Consider the following 16,240-nt stretch of genomic DNA (forward strand, 5'->3'; position numbering starts at 1 on the left):
ATTAAATGGCATGAGCGAATGAGGCGTAATGTGCTTGAGCAACGTCGGGATGAGAGCGCAAACGCCCTTTTAATACGTTCTGGCCCACTTGGTGGAAAAGAGGATTTAATGGATCGCTTGCCGGTCCTTGAGCTTTGTTCGCCAGATGCTTTGGCAAAGGTAACAAAGGAACTGTCGCATTCAACTGCGCCGCCATAAAAAAGGCACACGAGTAGCGCTCGACCCCAGCAGGCGGGCTCGTCACCCTATGGTTGGTTGCCTTTAAATACCCATTAGAAGCCAACTCAAGTAATTCACCTATATTCACCACAAAGGCGTCTTCTAATGGCGGTATGCTTAACCAACCGTTGTCAGTCTGAACCTCTAAACCGGATTGCTTATCTTGCAGCACTAAGGTCAAATAGCCAGGATCTTTGTGTGCCCCTACACCTTGGCCTGAAGTCTGTCCATCCGCGCTGGGATAGCGAATAAGCTTCATATGCTGATAAGGACCCGCTTCGATCGTGGCATCAAAGGCGCTTTCTGGCTGCTCTAGCGCAACAGCTAAAGCCCTCAATAGTGTGACACTGGTATCGGCTAAATCCTGTTGCCATGCCAATAAAGTCGATTTCATCTGTGGTAATTGTGACGGCCATTGATTAGGCCCCTGTAGCTGCCACCATATAGGCACATCAGACTGCTGAGGATTAGCCACTTCTTCTTGCATAATATCAAACTGTTCCCGCAAGTCCGGTTTCCCTAAGGTCAATTCACCTTGCAAACGGGTATAACCGCGAAAATGCGGTGTATTAGCCATTTTCACCGCAAGTTTATCTACGACGGGCAGCGCAAAGAAATCTGCCGCTAACTGAAGTACTTGCTGCTGTCTAGCAAGCTCAATGCCGTGGCCGGTGAGATAGAAAAACCCTATTCTTCTGGCAGCATCGGCAAGCTTAGTAATAAAAGCGTTACGACGTTGTCCACCCGCATGCCAATCACTTAAATTCAATATCGGTAATTGTTCCATCAATGACTCCCATTTAATGCATTGTCTGAGCCGAATTCTATGCCTTTATGGGTCGATGGATAATGAATTAATAACTATTTGATATATTAAACGGTAATAATAGATCATTTGGATATATAGACATCTAGGCTTCTATACTGCTAGATTTGAATTTCAAAGGTTAAAACAGCGGTAATTATTAGGCCAACTCAAACCGCACCACTCAGATAAACATCATAAGCCATACTGCTTAATGATCTTTATCTGGTTATTTTTCAATATATTAGTACAATTAAGATATAAAAATAAAAGCGAGTCCACTTTTGCGGCACTCGCTTTTTAAGGTTTCGAAGTTTTAACGTTTCTAAGTCATGTCAGTTATAAACCTAGATGCTTCTACCAATGACATTATTGATCATGCCAAATCAGCACTTGGGCTGGCTCACCATTACTACGGGTGGCGCGGTACATACCTTCGGTATTAAATGGCGTAGCAATATTGCCACGCTGATCGACTGCAATCACACCACCCGAACCGCCAGCAGTGATAAGACGTTGATTAATAACTTCATCTGCAGCCTGAATGATGGATTTTTGCTGATATTTCACCTTGGCACAAATATCCCCCGCGACGAGGTAACGGATAAAGAATTCACCATGACCCGTTGCCGATACGGCACAAACACCGTTTTCAGCATAAGTGCCAGCACCGATGACAGGAGAGTCACCAATACGACCAAAGCGTTTTGCCGTCATACCACCGGTCGATGTACCTGCAGCTAAGTTACCCTTTTTATCTAAGGCGACAGCACCAACGGTACCAAATTTGTAATCGAGGTCCTTCATCTCAACATTAGCAACTTGTTCAGATTTAGCCGCAGCTTGCAGTTTTTGCCGTGCATCGAGTAATTGCTGATAACGCTCGTCAGTATCAAAATGACGGTTTGGCACTAAAGTAAAACCTTGAGTCAGTGCAAATTCTTCCGCTCCTGCGCCCGAGAGCATCACGTGCTCAGATTTATTCATCACGGCCAAGGCTAAGTCAATTGGATTGGCAATATGACGCACTCCAGCGACAGCGCCGGCATTCATCGTTTTGCCATCCATAATAGAGGCATCTAATTCATGTCCGCCGTCATAGGTATAAACCGCGCCTATACCAGCATTAAACAGAGCACTATTTTCAAGGATATTAATTGCGGTTTGTACTGCCACTAAGCTGTCACCGCCCTCCTCTAAGACTTTTGAGCCTTTATCGACCGCTTCCTTTAACTTATCTTTGTAGGCTTGGCGTTGTTCAGGGGTGAGATTAGCTTTAGAAATCGTCCCCGCGCCGCCGTGGATCGCAATGGCGAACGGTTTATCATTGGCAAAGGTGTTATGTGACATAAAAAGTAGGCCCGAAATAATTAAACTAAAGGTGGCTAATTTTGTTTTCATTCTTTACATCCCCTTAAAAAGTAGCGTCCTTTGTAACCATTTCATCGTGTAATTTCAATCATCTCCTTGCCTGTTGGTTTTATTCTGGCGACAATGATGCCAAATCACAGGGACTATAAAGTGCAGCCATTTTTGCAAATCACCTCACATTACATTCGTCTTTGCTTGTTTCTGAGTCTGATTTCAGTCACATCAGTCGCGGCAGCAGATGATTTTATCAAATTATCTGTTACAGGCGTAAATGAAGCGCTTCGAAGCAACATAGTTGCTCACTTAGGCGCTTTACCTGAATCTGAGGTGCAGCGCCGTGCCTTTTTGTTTAATGTCGATGACAATATCAGCACCGCCTTAGAATCCATGGGCTACTATCACGGTGAAGTAGAAGAAAAGCTGATTGAGCATGACAAGGGACCGTGGGAATTAAAACTTGAAATCAGCCCCGGCGAGCCAACCATTGTTCAGTGGGTCGATATTAATTTTAGTGGTGAAATGCTTGATGACCGAGCCTTCGATCAATGGCTCGCAAAGGTCAACATTAAACCCGGCGATGTGTTAAATCACGGTGTTTACAGCGACGTAAAATCGCAACTCGTCACCTTAGCCTTGGCACGAGGTTACTTCGATGGCGAATTTACTGAATCACAAATTAAAGTTAACCGCGATATTAATACCGCACAGGTAAGTTTACATTTTGATTCAGGCAAACGTTACCGATTTGGCCAAGTCAGTTTCGATGGCCATAGCTTAGAACCCGATATATTAGAGGATCTTATCCCCTTTAAAGAAGGTGCTTCATACTCAACTCGCCGTGTAAGCGCCTTGAATCGTCAGTTATTAGATACTGGTTATTTCGCCAATATCAAAGTGATCCCGCAAATCGATAACGTCGAAGATAACCATATTCCAATGCGAGTCGAATTAACGCCTAAGGCAAGTCACGCAATTGAACTCGGTTTTGGTGGTGATATTGGCAAAACAGATCAAGCCTTTGATCCGAGGGTGCGCGTGACTTGGCGTACACCACAAATCAATAAATACGGGCATTCCCAAGAAACCAGTCTCGAATGGTCGCCCGATAGACCAAAGTTATTAACCACTTATACGATTCCGCTCACACATCCCTTAGACGATCAATTAAAGATCCGCCTCGGTTTGCTGCGGGACAAATACGGTGTGACTCAAGTATATGATGCCGAGAATCGTGATTTTAGTAACACAGGCCAGCTCGAGTCGACTAAGTACCTTCTGGGACTATTACGTCAGCAAAGACTAGAAAATCAATGGCTAATGAGTTATTCGTTGGAGGCCATACGCGAAGAATATACCCAGTCTGACGTCGATTATATGCCGTCGTTTTATCTGGCAGGAATTAACTTTTCTCGAACTAGCCGGGGGGATAACTCACTGGATCCTAAATCCGGGTTTAGACAAATTTACAGCCTAGACTATGCCGATCCCTATTTAGGATCAGAAACCCGCCTAGCCCGCTTACAAGCTAAATTTAAATGGATTGATACCTTCTTCGATAACCACAGAATCGTCGCTCGTATTGATTTAGCAGCCAACTTAGCTAACGAAAATGATCTTGCCTCTATCCCACCATCACTTCGCTATTTTGCCGGTGGCGATCAGAGTGTCCGCGGTTATGGTTATCAAGAACTCGGCCCCTATTTAGACTATGTTGCTGACGATGGAAAAACCAATCGCGAGGTTATCGGTGGCCGCTATTTAATGGTTGGTAGTTTGGAATATCAATATTATGTGACCCCCACTTGGCGGGTCGGCACATTTATCGATGCGGGTAACGCCTTCGATAATAATCAATTTGAACCTGTCGTCTCTGTCGGTGGCGGTATCCATTGGATCTCCCCGATTGGTCCAATCAAATTAGATTTAGGGGTCGGATTGAAAGAAACTGAGACCATTGAAAGATCATGGCGAATTCACCTAACCATGGGGACAGATCTATGAGTCAGCCCCCAGAGCATAATAAGCCAAGCGAACAAGATATCGTTGATAATCCCATCATTGAAGCCAATGAAGCCGAAGCCACTGAAACCATAGTGACCTCTGTCACCCCATCGGTGTCATTCATTCAAAGACTGTGGCGGCAGTTCAAACTCTGGACTCGGATTATTATCTATGTGCCATTGGGGCTTTTAGTGTTAATCGCCCTATTACTCGGCACTGAATTTGGCTCGCGCATTACCGTGGGTTTAGCCGATCAATTTGTACCCGATCTTGAACTGACTTATACCTCTGGTTCCATTAACAAAGACTTAGCCCTATCACACGCGGCTTGGTCTATGGCCGGAATGAACGTGCAACTTGAGGATCTGCATTTACTGTGGCAACCCGCCTGTTTACTGCAAAAACGCTTATGCGTGAATAGCTTATCTGCGGCTAAAGTCAATGTCACTATTGATACCCTAGCGCTTTCTGCAGACTCAAACGAAGCACCTGTCGCACCACTTGATGAAGAACCCAGCGAGCTCCTATTACCCTTTGATATTGTTTTAGATTCTGCTGAACTCAATGGCGTTAATATCCAAGTGGATGATATGCAATTTACCGCTAATCGTCTTAACGCAGAAGCACAATGGTTTACCGAAGGCTTGTCGGTTAAACAGCTATCCAGCGAAGGATTATTCATACTGTTCCCTGCATCAACCGATGTAGCAACACAAACTAGCACGGCAGCGGTAACGAATGCAGTAGATCCCAGCACTGCCGCGGGAACAACACAGACACCATCGGCCAGTCCGTCGCTACCAAAAGAGGCTGAATGGGCTTTAGCACAATTGCCACAGGTATTTATGCCTTTCCCTGTGACGGTCAATGCCCTAACGCTAGACAACACCACACTGCAAATCGGCGATCGTAAAGATGTTTTTAGCCATGCAGAACTACAAGGCAGTTTCCGTGAATACCAATTGACCTTAGACCATCTCGCCATCAGCCACACCGATGGCAGCGTCGATATCACAGGCAGCCTAACACTTGATAAAGATTATCCACTCGATTTAGAGGCAAATCTCACCCTTAACCAACTAGTCGAATTGCCAGATCTCACTCATCAAGTATTAACGTTAAAGCTGAGCCAAAGTTTAGGGCAACTTCAGGTGAATGCCGTCGCCAAAGGCGATGCCGACTTTACGCTAGATGGCCAAATAACACTGCAAGACCCTAACCTGCCCTACAAGGTGAAACTTGAACAGACACGGCTTCAGTGGCCACTGAAGAACCCTGAATACTCGGTAAGCAATGCCACGCTCGATAGCCAAGGCGACCTCGTTCGGCAAGAGGCGAGTCTTACTGGCCAACTGATCACACCCTTTCACAAAGTGCTCGACATAGACACTGACATCCATCATCAAGATGCTAAGTTAACCATCAATAATCTTGATGTAATGGGCGCGATTGGTAAGGTCAAGCTCACGGGCGAACTCGATTATCAAAAAGCCATTAGCTGGAACGCCAATCTCTGGATCAATGACGTCAAATTACAAGAAATACAGCTGCCACAAACGGATACAGCACAAAGTACAACGGGTTTACCGGACAGTTTGATTTCAGGAAAATTACGCACTAAAGGCTCATTTGCAGACCCCCGTTGGCAAGTATCCCTGAGCGATACTGAGCTCACTGGCACTTTGCAAGGTTATCCCTTCGATATTACAGGGGATATCAGTGTGAATGATTCCCTGTATGTCAGTGCTAAGGGGCTGAACGCCAAAGTACTAGGTTCAACTCTGGCACTCAAAGGCGAAGCCAATGCCAACTGGGATCTCCAAGGTGAATTACAAGTGCCCGACTTTGGCCTGTGGTTACCTAAGGCCAGCGGCCAACTACAGGCGCAGATCAATGTCACTGGTGACGAGAAACACCCCCAGGTCGAGCTTACAGCGCAGCTGGCAGAACTTTACTATCAAAACATTAAACTGCAGGAATCTAATTTAAAGGCCTATTACAAGCCGCTAGATCAACATGAATTTGCTATCTCGCTAAAATCAAAAACCTTACAGATTGCAGAACAAAATTTAGATACAGTGACACTCGGGGCGAAAGGTACCATTAACGCTCAAAAACTCACTCTCAACGCCACGGGCGATCTTGGGCTCGATGCAACGATGAGCAGCCAATACGATGTGAAAAAGTCACGACTACAGCTCGATGTTGATCGTTTAAATCTCAACACGCCCGTAGGCCTATGGCAGCTCGATAACACCATTAATCTGGCTTGGGACCAAATCAAGAATCAAGGCAGCATTACGCCCTTTTGCCTCATGAATCCCAATAGCCGTATCTGCCTAAACAGTAATACACCAATAGGTAAAAAAGGCAGTGCACAGGTGAGCTACTCAGGTAATCCAGGGCAATTACTTATCCCAATATTACCAACGAATATGCGTTGGAACGGCCCTGCATCGCTATTAGCCAATGTTGCATGGGCTGCTGGCCGTAAGCCTACTGCCGATGTGAACTTTGATTTTGCTCCCGGCAGCATTATGCTCAAACGGGATAAAAATCGTGAAGTCACCATTAATTACCAAAACCTGTCATTAAAAGCGACCTTAGATGCAAAACGGCTGGCAACGGTTTTAGATTTTGAATCAGAAGGCGTGGCCAGTTGGCAGAGTGAGATTAACGTCAATGTCACACCCGATCGCACCCTGTCAGGTTATGCCAACATCAAGCAAATCAACTTGCAGCCACTTGGAGAGTTTTTCCCTCAATTAAATACAGTGCAAGGTTTACTGACGAGTCAACTTAACTTTGCGGGTAGTCTAGATGCGCCCGAAGTATCGGGGAGCATGGCCTTAACTGAGGGCGCCTTAGCCCTAACAGCAAACCCAACATTAATCGACAAAATTGACATGTCGATGTCATTTGCGGGTCAACAAGCGCAGCTTAAGGGACGCTGGATGATGGGCAATGGTTTAGGCAGAGTGAATGGTCAACTGCAATGGCCCCAAGGTCAATTTAGTGGCGAGTTAGCCCTCGAAGGCGATAAGCTCGCCGTGATCCAACCGCCACTGGCTATTCTCGATGTCTCCCCCGCGATCAACTTAACCTTCAACAGTAAGCAACTGGCAGTAAAAGGAAAAATAGCAGTACCTTCTGGCAACATTAAAATTGTGCCATTAGCGGAAGGCGGTGTCGCAGCCTCCGAAGACGTGGTATTTGACGACTCCATTGCCGCCACTCAGCCTAAAACTAGCCCCTACGCCATCGTTGCAGATCTGAATATCAGTGTGGGGAACGAACTCAGAATTGATGGTATGGGCCTCAAAGGTAAACTCCAAGGGACCTTAAAGCTACAGCAGCAAGCTTTCCGTCCTCCTTTGCTCTTCGGTAATATCAAAGTCAATCAAGGTAGCTACAAGTTTATGGGCCAAACCCTAAAAATCCGTACTGGTGAAGTGCAATTTGTGGGGCCAACGTCATTACCAAACCTGAATATTGAAGCGATACGGGAAATTAAGACTGAAGACTTAGTGGCAGGTGTACGCGTCACAGGCACGCCATCACGCCCAGTGGTGACCTTATTCTCCAATCCCTCCAAAGAGCAAGCCGAAATCTTGTCTTACATTATCAAAGGCAGTGGCTTTAACAGCGCCAACAATGAGCAAAATAACTCGCTGATGATGGGCGCGGCACTCGGTTTAGGCTCACAGGTGGGCGGCGGCGCAATTAACAACCTAGGGAATACCGCGACAGGACTCATTGAAGAATTTGGTTTCTCTAACGTGCAACTCGACACTAATGATGAAGGGCGTGTGGCGATCAGTGGCTTTATCGGCGATAACTTAATGGTGAAATACGGAGTAGGTGTATTTAACCCTGGTTACGAAATGACAGTCAGGTATTACTTGCTCTCACAACTCTATCTAGAAACCGTGTCAGGCACTTTAGGCCAATCACTTGATATCTATTACAACTTCAATATCAAGTAACCATATGAATACCAAGATATTGACACTAAAAAATTAGCATCCAATCACTCTAGCCAAACAATCTCAAAATACGAGTTACAGTATGTTGAGGTTGTTTGGGTAAAGCCTAAGTGTCTACCCATAAATACAAACAACTAAAAATCAGCCACAAAAAAAGCGCCCTTAGGCGCTTTTTGCTTCAGTTACGACAATTAAGCGTAAACGAAGTCAACATGTTCAATGATTGGCTTGAACACGTGGCGTTGCATAGCTTGTGCACGAACACCCACTTCTTTGCCATCAACAACGATAGTCAGAGTAGAAGTGTAGAAGTCAGCATTAGCTTGAATGTTAATGATATCTTTGTGATCAAAAACAATAGAAACTGGCTCTTTGCCTTGGCCATAAATAACAGCAGGTACTTTACCAGCATGGCGTAGGCGGCGGCTCGAACCTTTCCCTATTTCAGTGCGGGTTTGTGCTTGGATAGTGTAAGACATGTGTTTCTCACTTAAATTTAGAGTAAAAAGTTGCCGGCATTTTCGACCAATGGCGGCTCATATAAAGCGCGCGAATACTAACATAGATACCCAAGGCGCACAAGAATACCGCAAGCCCTCTATTTATCGGCGTCAGCGTTAGCAAAACAGACCGCTATTTATCAAATTGAGGAACTTGTATCTTGGCTGTTACGGCAGAGAAAAGGCTTTGATCTCAAACAAAAAACACGAGATCTAGATCACACTGGGAAATTGAGAAGCCTGTTAAGCTCGGGCAAATTTCGATAACTGCTGTGTCAAAAAATGCGTCATGCGCTATACCAGTTACAACAAGAAAATAGACTTTCATGCCAACTGGCCCGTGAACTCGTCTCTCTTATCGAAACCGTTCCTTATCAGCAAAATACCCTCGAATTAAAATTCTTAGAATTGCTTGCCTGCACTCAACAAAAAAACCGCAGCTTGATCTTACTTATGCAAATTATTGAGTCCGTCGATATTGAGTCGCAGAGGCAAAGACAATATCAATTTTCACAACGTCTCAGCCTATTGATCTGTGATTGGCAACAACATAGAGAAATGAACAAACTCAATCAACAATTTATCCCGCTGCTCAGACATTACTTGATCGAATCGCAAGCTTTGGAACAAGATTTTTATCAGCAGATCCAACAACAGATCATTGCTACCAGTGCCTTACCGGACCACAATCGACGTGCACAAAACCAGAATTAGGATAATAACCCACACCACCGAGTTTCAGGGATAAAGCCGCTTCTCTGAGGGTTTTTAGTTTAACGCTAGGGATTGCTATGTCCATCGCCATGCCGCGCATGTGATAACTCTTCTTAGCAACTCCGCCACTGTGGCTCACGAGCATGGCATTGGTTTTTGGTGAACGGTAACCGGAAATCACATGGATTTCATCGTTGGTATTCAAGGTTGTTTTGAGCGAGTGGAGTAAATCAAATAAGCGCTTATCCATAGGCGCTGCCACATTCTGACGATGATCCCGCAGCAAATGATTAAAATTGTCTAACACCTTGCTCTGATAATGACCATCTACCCAATAACTACCGTCATCGCGCTCGCCAGTATGACGATTAAACAAACTTAACTCACGGATCCCTTTGGTTGAACGGCTGGCAACCGCTTTTGAGGGAATAAAGGAACATAATGCCACACCACTAAGGCCTAACAATAACTGCCTACGGGCAGGACATATTAAAGTCACATGATCACCTTTTGTATGCTTTTTGGTCACTAGTAAGGCAAATTATACTGAATAAGCCCCAAGATCAAGTTTTGCCAACCTCATTCTGACTAGGATTTCAAAATGCCAAGCGAGTTCAGATGGTTATCTTGCTCAGCTTTACAGCACAAAAACGTTAATGTTGTTCCAAAACCGTGGCAGGCACAGCATTCGTCAGCTCAGGTTCCAAATGATAAATATCGCGACGGTATTGCTCCTGCCCACTATCGTCTAACCATGCAGTCCAGTAAACCAGATGCACGGGCAACTTTTCGGAAAGTGAAAACCACTGAGGTTCAGTAATACCAGAGGCTAACTTGTCCCATAAACGTTTGTCTTTTACTAAATGCTCTTTAAACCACTGGGCTAATTCAGTGGCTTTTTCAATACGAATACACCCAGATGATAGTGCCCTATCGTCCTTTTTAAAGAGACTTGGCTCAGAAGTTCCATGTAAATAGACACTGAAACTGTTATCAAAGTGAAACTTATATTTACCTAATGCATTCTTCGCCCCAGGGCGTTGTACAAGCTGATAGGGAAACGAAGCGCTGGCTAAGGCCTGCCATTCCTCTGGCATGCGTTGTACCCGTTGACCGTTATAATCGTACACATCAAATTGACGTTCATTAAGATAATGACCATTTCGCTGAATTTGCGGCAGAATGTCCCGCCGTAAAATGCTGCTAGGCACTCGCCAACTAGGGTTAAGCACCACGCTAGAAATCTGACTGTCCAAAATCGGTGTTTGCCGAGAAGATTTACCCACAATAACCTTGGAACTTAACACTGGCGTACCATTATCGACCAACGTCATCTCAAAAGCGGGCACATTAATCAGCAAATAACTCGGCTCTAATTTACGTTCAAACACTCTTTGTCGAATAGTGTTTTTAGCTAATAGTACCGCCCTCGCCCTTGGCGATTGGTTCACCCAAAATAATGTCTGCTTACCTATCACCCCGTCCTGTTTTAGCCCATGCTTTTGCTGAAAGCGCTTAATGCCAATCATAAGTTCTTCGGTATAAACTTGATTCACTCTAGGCTCAGTGGCTAAGTCTCCCAATATCCACATACGCTTTGCTATGGTATCAACGATCTGATGACTCATTCCTAAGGTTAACTTTTCATCTAGCACTAAAGTTTCCCATGGTTCAATTGTGTCCAATTGCACTAAATGGGCGATTTGCTTAAGCACCCTTTGATATTGGGGATCCTCTGGAATAACGGATGAAACCGTCTCTGGGGCTCCAGCGTTGTTACATTCAGCGGATGTCATCACATAATGCCAGTAACCGGTAACATCAGCTTGGATTCGTACTAAATCAGCAGTAGATAAATTATTAGGAGAAAGTGTTAAGTCACGATAATGCTGGCCAAATACTGGATTAACGCCCGCGAGATCCAATAGCAACACCTGTGGCACTAAGGCCGCAAGCGGCAGCACAGCAGTAAGATCTTCAGCTTTACCCTCAAGATTTGGCTGCGCAGCAATACTCGAATTTGATGTCAGGGATTGAGCGCTATCAGCTGCACCTACCTTTGGCACTAAAATTATTGGAATACAGAAAAAAAGGCTGAGTAATAGTTGCGCGAGATTACGCCTCGTCGGCATAGGGTTAATCTGCAATGCTTTCAAGTTCGCGATGTGGAACTCCTGCTCTATCAATTTGAGTTCTCTCACGTTTAGCGTTACACGCATGGATAGGGGCAAATAGCGAATGATCTTTTTCAATATCATAAATACTCCCTTAGCTATTTTTAAGGTCACCTGAGAGCCAGCGGGTATATCAATCAACAACACTATGATATGACTATTCCATGGAGATCAATTAATTACTAGGGGTTAACTCCAGATAATGAAAAGAAAAATGCCACTGAGGTCGTCAGTGGCATTGATATCAAACAAACTCGCATAAATATGCTGATCAAGTATTCGTTAGCAAAAAGACACCAGATCTTCTTCGACAAATTGCTCTGGTAATTTCTGTAGGCTACGTAACATCAAAGGATTTGCCAACACCATCGCCATTTCTTGACGATTGAGTAAAGCTAATGCGCTCTGTTGACAACGAGCTTCATGCACCTTCACATGCACTATGGCTTCCATCGCTTCAATTGGTGTACCCGCAGCACGCAAAGGCTGTTTATCCACCATGGCTAAATGCAATTCCATCAACGCAGGGTCTTTAAGTACCTGTGCTAACGTCCAAGGCTCAGCAATGTGTCTTTGGTAAGCGGCGCGCGCCTCTTGCGCTTGCAGACAAATTTGCGCAGGGTTACGTTCTTCTGGTGTTGCAAGAATACCGGCACGCTTGAACACTTCGCCAATTTTGACTGAACCTGTCCATGCCGAAATTGGCACAGCAATCCACAGACCGATCAACGCCGGACTCATCCAAGCTAACAAAGTCAAAGAATCCAAAATAGCCGCATAACCTAACATCACACCTGCCAGCATATGCCAACGGTGACGATAAATTAACGTCATCCAAGGCATACTGCCGTCATCACGACGTTGCGGCGACCAACCACTGTCACGCCCCATCAGAATCGACATCACAGCACCACAATGGATAAACATCATGATAGGTGCAATCAGCGCTGAAAGTATGACCTCAAAGATCACACTGAATATCGCTTTAATTCGACCACCAACACTGCGAGCAAACTCACCGTCTTTAAGCAGCAACAAGACACCAAATACTTTAGGGCCAAACAAAACCCCCATAGTAATGTAGAACAATCTTAATGCCCTATCCGAGTCCATGATGGGCCAAGTCGGGAACAGTGAAAATTGATCGGTGAAATATTCAGGTCGAATAAAGTGTGCCTGCAAAGCCAACATCAAACCGGTCAAAATCAACATCAACCAGAAAGGAGATGACAAATAAGCCATGATACCCGTCAGTAAATGTAAACGGCTTACCCAGTGCAAACCTTTAGTCGGCAAAATACGCGAATGCTGCAAGTTACCTTGGCACCAGCGGCGATCACGCACGGCTAAGTCGATAATCGACGGTGGACATTCTTCGTATGAACCCGGTAAGTCATAGGCAATGACCACACTCCAGCCCGCACGGCGGATCAGCGCAGCTTCAACAAAGTCATGGCTCATGATATGACCACCAAAAGGTGGCTTACCCTTAAGGTTGGGTAATCCCGCCGCGCTCATAAAGGCTTCGGTGCGGATTATGGCGTTGTGGCCCCAGAAGTTACCTTCTTTTTGTACCCACCAACCTAACCCGGTACCAATAACCGGACCATAAATACGCGCCGCAAATTGCTGTAAACGGGCCATTAAAGTGGTGCCATTGATCAACGACGGAATCGTTTGGATCAAACCCGCATCAGGATCGGCCTGCATGCGCTGAGCTAAGCCAGTGATGGTTGAAGACTCCATCAAACTGTCGGCATCAAGCACTAACAAGTGATCATAACGCGACCCCCAACGACGGCAAAAATCGGCTACGTTACCCGCTTTACGGGCGACGTTTTTACGACGGCGACGGTAATATACCCGCGAATGCTTATGGGTTTCTTGACGTAGCACCAGAAATGCCTGCTCTTCGAGCAAAGCAATGTCTGGATCGGTAGTATCACTTAAGATAAACCAATCAAAAGCATGACCATGACCCGTTTGCGACAAGGTTTCAGCCATCACTGAAACCGCCGAGAATACCCTATCAGGAGATTCGTTATAGGTCGGCATCAAAATCGCGGTTCGCGTATGCAGTTCAGTCACTTGCAAATCTTTTGCCCGCGGTTTTCGCAGTAAAATTAAAAAACCTGCAATACCGCTACAAAACGCCAAAGCAATCCAGCAGAAGTTAACCGCAAACAGCACTAGCACTAAATATTCCAGAGGAGTAATTCCGCCAATGCTAAATACCGCCCCCATTTCATAGATAGCAAACAAAGATAATAATAAAGCCCCACCCACCACAAACACACGACGGTAGGTACGCGAGCGTACCCCATCAGCCACAGTGCTACGGCGAGGGAATCCCTCTGGCATCTTACTTAAATTTTGGGGTTCCATAGCACCAGGCCGTTCATTTGGCATAGCACTACCACCCACGAGGACTTCCGTCTCGAGTACCGAGTTATCGGATACAGTCATATCATGTTGCTCCGTCATGAACCTTACAGCGTCCAGCGATAGAGCCAGGTTTCAACCTGACGAGGAGTTGGGAACTTAAGTTCAGCGCGCAGTTCGATAAGATCTTTATCTTCTGGCTCTAATTCAAAAGCTAAGCGATAGCCATTTTTAGCGGCATTACGGGCAATCACCACATTTGTGACCACACCACCAGAAGCTTCAACTTTAGCGACTGGCATTTCATCTGTCATCGGACCTTCAACTTGATAGTCGACCACAAATAAACGTCTTGGAGTCGCCTTAGCAATATCGGCACGACCACTGGCAGAGCGAGAAATATGTACGGCACCGACTTTCGCAGCAGGTTCTTCACCCCAACTCATGCGATAGGCAAAATGAAATTCACCGCCAGCAGGAATAGGCTGACGTGGTTTCCAATAACTAACAATGTTGTCATGAATTTCAGACTCTGTCGGAATTTCAGTCAACACCACTGAACCTTGCCCCCAATTACCCACAGGCTCAATCCATAGGCTTGGGCGACGTTCGTAATGGGCTTCTAAATCTTGATATGACGCATAGTCACGCTCACGTTGGATCAGACCAAATCCCTGAGGCGAATTGTCAGAAAACGCACTGACTTGTAACTGACGTGGATTAGCTAATGGGCGCCATAAATGCTCACCACGACCATTTAACATCAATAAACCATCAGAATCATGTACTTCAGGTCTAAAATCATCGGTGTCGTGACGACCATTGAGTGAATGTAAGAACATGCTAGTGCTTGGTGCTAAACCGACTTTGCTCAGCTCAACACGAGGAAACAGTGTCGCTTCTACATCAATCAAGGTGTTATCACCGGGACGGACAGAGAAAGTATAGGCACCTGCTACGCTTGGGCTATCTAACAAGGCATGCACAACAATCAAGTTGCTGTCATTGTGTGGACGCTCAACCCAGAAGGCGCGAAATATCGGGAATTCTTCCCCTTCAGCGTCAGCCGTTTTTAACGCCAAACCACGGGAAGATAAGCCATAGGCGTTACCTTTACCTAAAGCACGAAAATAACTCGCACCTTGGAATACCATAAGCTCGTCAAATACACCGTTCGTATTCAATTGGTTATGAATACGGAATCCTGAGTAGCCAATGTCATCATTTGGTAGCGCTTGAGTAATCACTTCACCCGCGGTGAAATATTTAGGCTCATAGGCTAAGTGCGTTGCATTCTGACCTTCTACAATCGCAATCTCGATCAGATCCTGAAAATAGAAACCACGGTGGAACATTTGCATTTGAAATGGCACGCCCTGATCACGCCAAATAGACGCAGTCGGGTTAAAACGAATATCTCTGTACTCATCGTATGACAGTTTAGCAAGGCCAGCTGGCAAAGGATCTTTGAGGGTCACATAAGGTTTCGCTGCCAAACGTTTTGCAATCTTCACGACAGTTTCGCTATCAAAAGCGCCTGTCTTAGTGAATCTGATTTGATTTTTTGTACTGGGCTGAGAAATCACTTTCGGTGGAGTAACCACAGGAACTGCCTCGGCGGGTTTTGTCTCTTCAGCGTACGCGACACCAGACAGGGCGACTACAGCGCCTAGCGTCAGTGAACATATGAGTGACGAATAAGGTTTGGACGATGGGCAACGCAACAAGCTAACCATAGATAGGTAACCTAAAAAATAAACTAAGAAATCAATGTTTTTTATGTATACAGTGAATTTTTTTCACTCTGATTTAGGGATGAAAAAAAACAGTTGCTTACATATCGCGAAAGATATCAGAAGGAGAAAAAAACTCATAAATAAAGATGCAGTTAACCCCTTCTACACAATACTATTTGAGAATAAGCTTATACCAAAAATGAATATTAAAATAACATTATCATGCTTATTTCTGTTTTCAAAGTTACAAAAACAAATTAAGTGATCCAAATGCTACATTATTGAAAGTAAAATGAGCCTTTTTACACCTCAACTAAGTGTTGATGATCATAGATGAAATATCACAATAAGC

General features: G+C 45.1%; 10 protein-coding genes. 3 read left to right on the forward strand and 7 right to left on the reverse strand.

Translation table 11 applies throughout. From position 1 onward, the window contains the following. Nucleotide 1: 1 nt before the first annotated feature. Entirely contained in the window at nucleotides 2-1,006 is a 1,005-nt protein-coding gene (locus KO537_RS01510) for a 2-oxoglutarate and iron-dependent oxygenase domain-containing protein (RefSeq protein ID WP_219233702.1), read from the reverse strand. Between the two features lie 387 nt (nucleotides 1,007-1,393). After that, complete coding sequence (locus KO537_RS01515; RefSeq protein WP_028760160.1) at nucleotides 1,394-2,425, reverse strand: isoaspartyl peptidase/L-asparaginase; 1,032 nt, start codon at nucleotides 2,423-2,425, stop codon at nucleotides 1,394-1,396. Nucleotides 2,426-2,545: 120 nt separating this feature from the next. Here KO537_RS01515 and KO537_RS01520 point away from each other — a divergent pair, with 120 nt between their 5' ends. Both KO537_RS01520 and KO537_RS01525 read left to right on the forward strand, forming a co-directional pair. Continuing rightward, nucleotides 2,546-4,396: an autotransporter assembly complex family protein gene (locus tag KO537_RS01520; RefSeq protein ID WP_173245224.1), complete on the forward strand. Its 1,851-nt coding sequence runs from the start codon at nucleotides 2,546-2,548 to the stop codon at nucleotides 4,394-4,396. After that, complete coding sequence (locus KO537_RS01525) at nucleotides 4,393-8,382, forward strand: translocation/assembly module TamB domain-containing protein (protein ID WP_219233703.1); 3,990 nt, start codon at nucleotides 4,393-4,395, stop codon at nucleotides 8,380-8,382. The genes KO537_RS01520 and KO537_RS01525 overlap by 4 nt, the downstream gene beginning before the upstream one ends. A gap of 191 nt (nucleotides 8,383-8,573) precedes the next feature. On the opposite strand, the gene rplY is transcribed toward KO537_RS01525, so the two are convergent. Beyond that, on the reverse strand, nucleotides 8,574-8,861 hold the full coding sequence (gene rplY / locus KO537_RS01530; RefSeq protein WP_028760163.1) for a 50S ribosomal protein L25: 288 nt from the start codon (nucleotides 8,859-8,861) through the stop codon (nucleotides 8,574-8,576). Between the two features lie 303 nt (nucleotides 8,862-9,164). On the opposite strand from rplY, the gene KO537_RS01535 reads away from it, so the two are divergent. Next, nucleotides 9,165-9,596 carry a hypothetical protein gene (locus tag KO537_RS01535; protein ID WP_028760164.1) on the forward strand — a complete coding sequence of 144 codons (432 nt, stop codon included), beginning with the start codon at nucleotides 9,165-9,167 and terminating at the stop codon, nucleotides 9,594-9,596. On the opposite strand, the gene KO537_RS01540 is transcribed toward KO537_RS01535, so the two are convergent. From KO537_RS01540 to KO537_RS01555, 4 genes are all read right to left on the reverse strand, one after another. Continuing rightward, nucleotides 9,547-10,095 (reverse strand): DUF882 domain-containing protein, encoded by a 549-nt coding sequence (locus KO537_RS01540; protein ID WP_028760165.1) that lies wholly within the window; start codon nucleotides 10,093-10,095, stop codon nucleotides 9,547-9,549. The genes KO537_RS01535 and KO537_RS01540 overlap by 50 nt on opposite strands. A gap of 154 nt (nucleotides 10,096-10,249) precedes the next feature. Then, the gene (locus KO537_RS01545) at nucleotides 10,250-11,854 is read right to left on the reverse strand and encodes a L,D-transpeptidase family protein (RefSeq protein ID WP_251070994.1); all 1,605 of its coding nucleotides are present in this window, start codon (nucleotides 11,852-11,854) and stop codon (nucleotides 10,250-10,252) included. A gap of 198 nt (nucleotides 11,855-12,052) precedes the next feature. Beyond that, nucleotides 12,053-14,236, reverse strand: coding sequence for a glucans biosynthesis glucosyltransferase MdoH (gene mdoH, locus KO537_RS01550; RefSeq protein WP_219233704.1), 2,184 nt, complete (start codon nucleotides 14,234-14,236; stop codon nucleotides 12,053-12,055). A gap of 23 nt (nucleotides 14,237-14,259) precedes the next feature. Further along, nucleotides 14,260-15,888 (reverse strand): glucan biosynthesis protein G, encoded by a 1,629-nt coding sequence (locus tag KO537_RS01555; RefSeq protein WP_049821716.1) that lies wholly within the window; start codon nucleotides 15,886-15,888, stop codon nucleotides 14,260-14,262. Nucleotides 15,889-16,240 lie beyond the last annotated feature (352 nt).

The organism is Shewanella sp. NKUCC01_JLK (assembly GCF_019345615.1).
Taxonomy (GTDB): Bacteria; Pseudomonadota; Gammaproteobacteria; order Enterobacterales; family Shewanellaceae; genus Shewanella; species Shewanella oncorhynchi.

Excerpts from the sequence above, each read along its gene's own strand:
- KO537_RS01525 (WP_219233703.1), top strand. The coding sequence starts at position 4,393 with ATGAGTCAGCCCCCAGAGCATAATAAGCCAAGCGAACAAGATATCGTT.
- KO537_RS01535 (WP_028760164.1), top strand. The coding sequence starts at position 9,165 with ATGCGTCATGCGCTATACCAGTTACAACAAGAAAATAGACTTTCATGC.
- rplY (WP_028760163.1), bottom strand. The coding sequence starts at position 8,861 with ATGTCTTACACTATCCAAGCACAAACCCGCACTGAAATAGGGAAAGGT.
- KO537_RS01555 (WP_049821716.1), bottom strand. The coding sequence starts at position 15,888 with ATGGTTAGCTTGTTGCGTTGCCCATCGTCCAAACCTTATTCGTCACTC.
- KO537_RS01510 (WP_219233702.1), bottom strand. The coding sequence starts at position 1,006 with ATGGAACAATTACCGATATTGAATTTAAGTGATTGGCATGCGGGTGGA.
- KO537_RS01545 (WP_251070994.1), bottom strand. The coding sequence starts at position 11,854 with ATGATATTGAAAAAGATCATTCGCTATTTGCCCCTATCCATGCGTGTA.
- KO537_RS01515 (WP_028760160.1), bottom strand. The coding sequence starts at position 2,425 with ATGAAAACAAAATTAGCCACCTTTAGTTTAATTATTTCGGGCCTACTT.
- mdoH (WP_219233704.1), bottom strand. The coding sequence starts at position 14,236 with ATGACTGTATCCGATAACTCGGTACTCGAGACGGAAGTCCTCGTGGGT.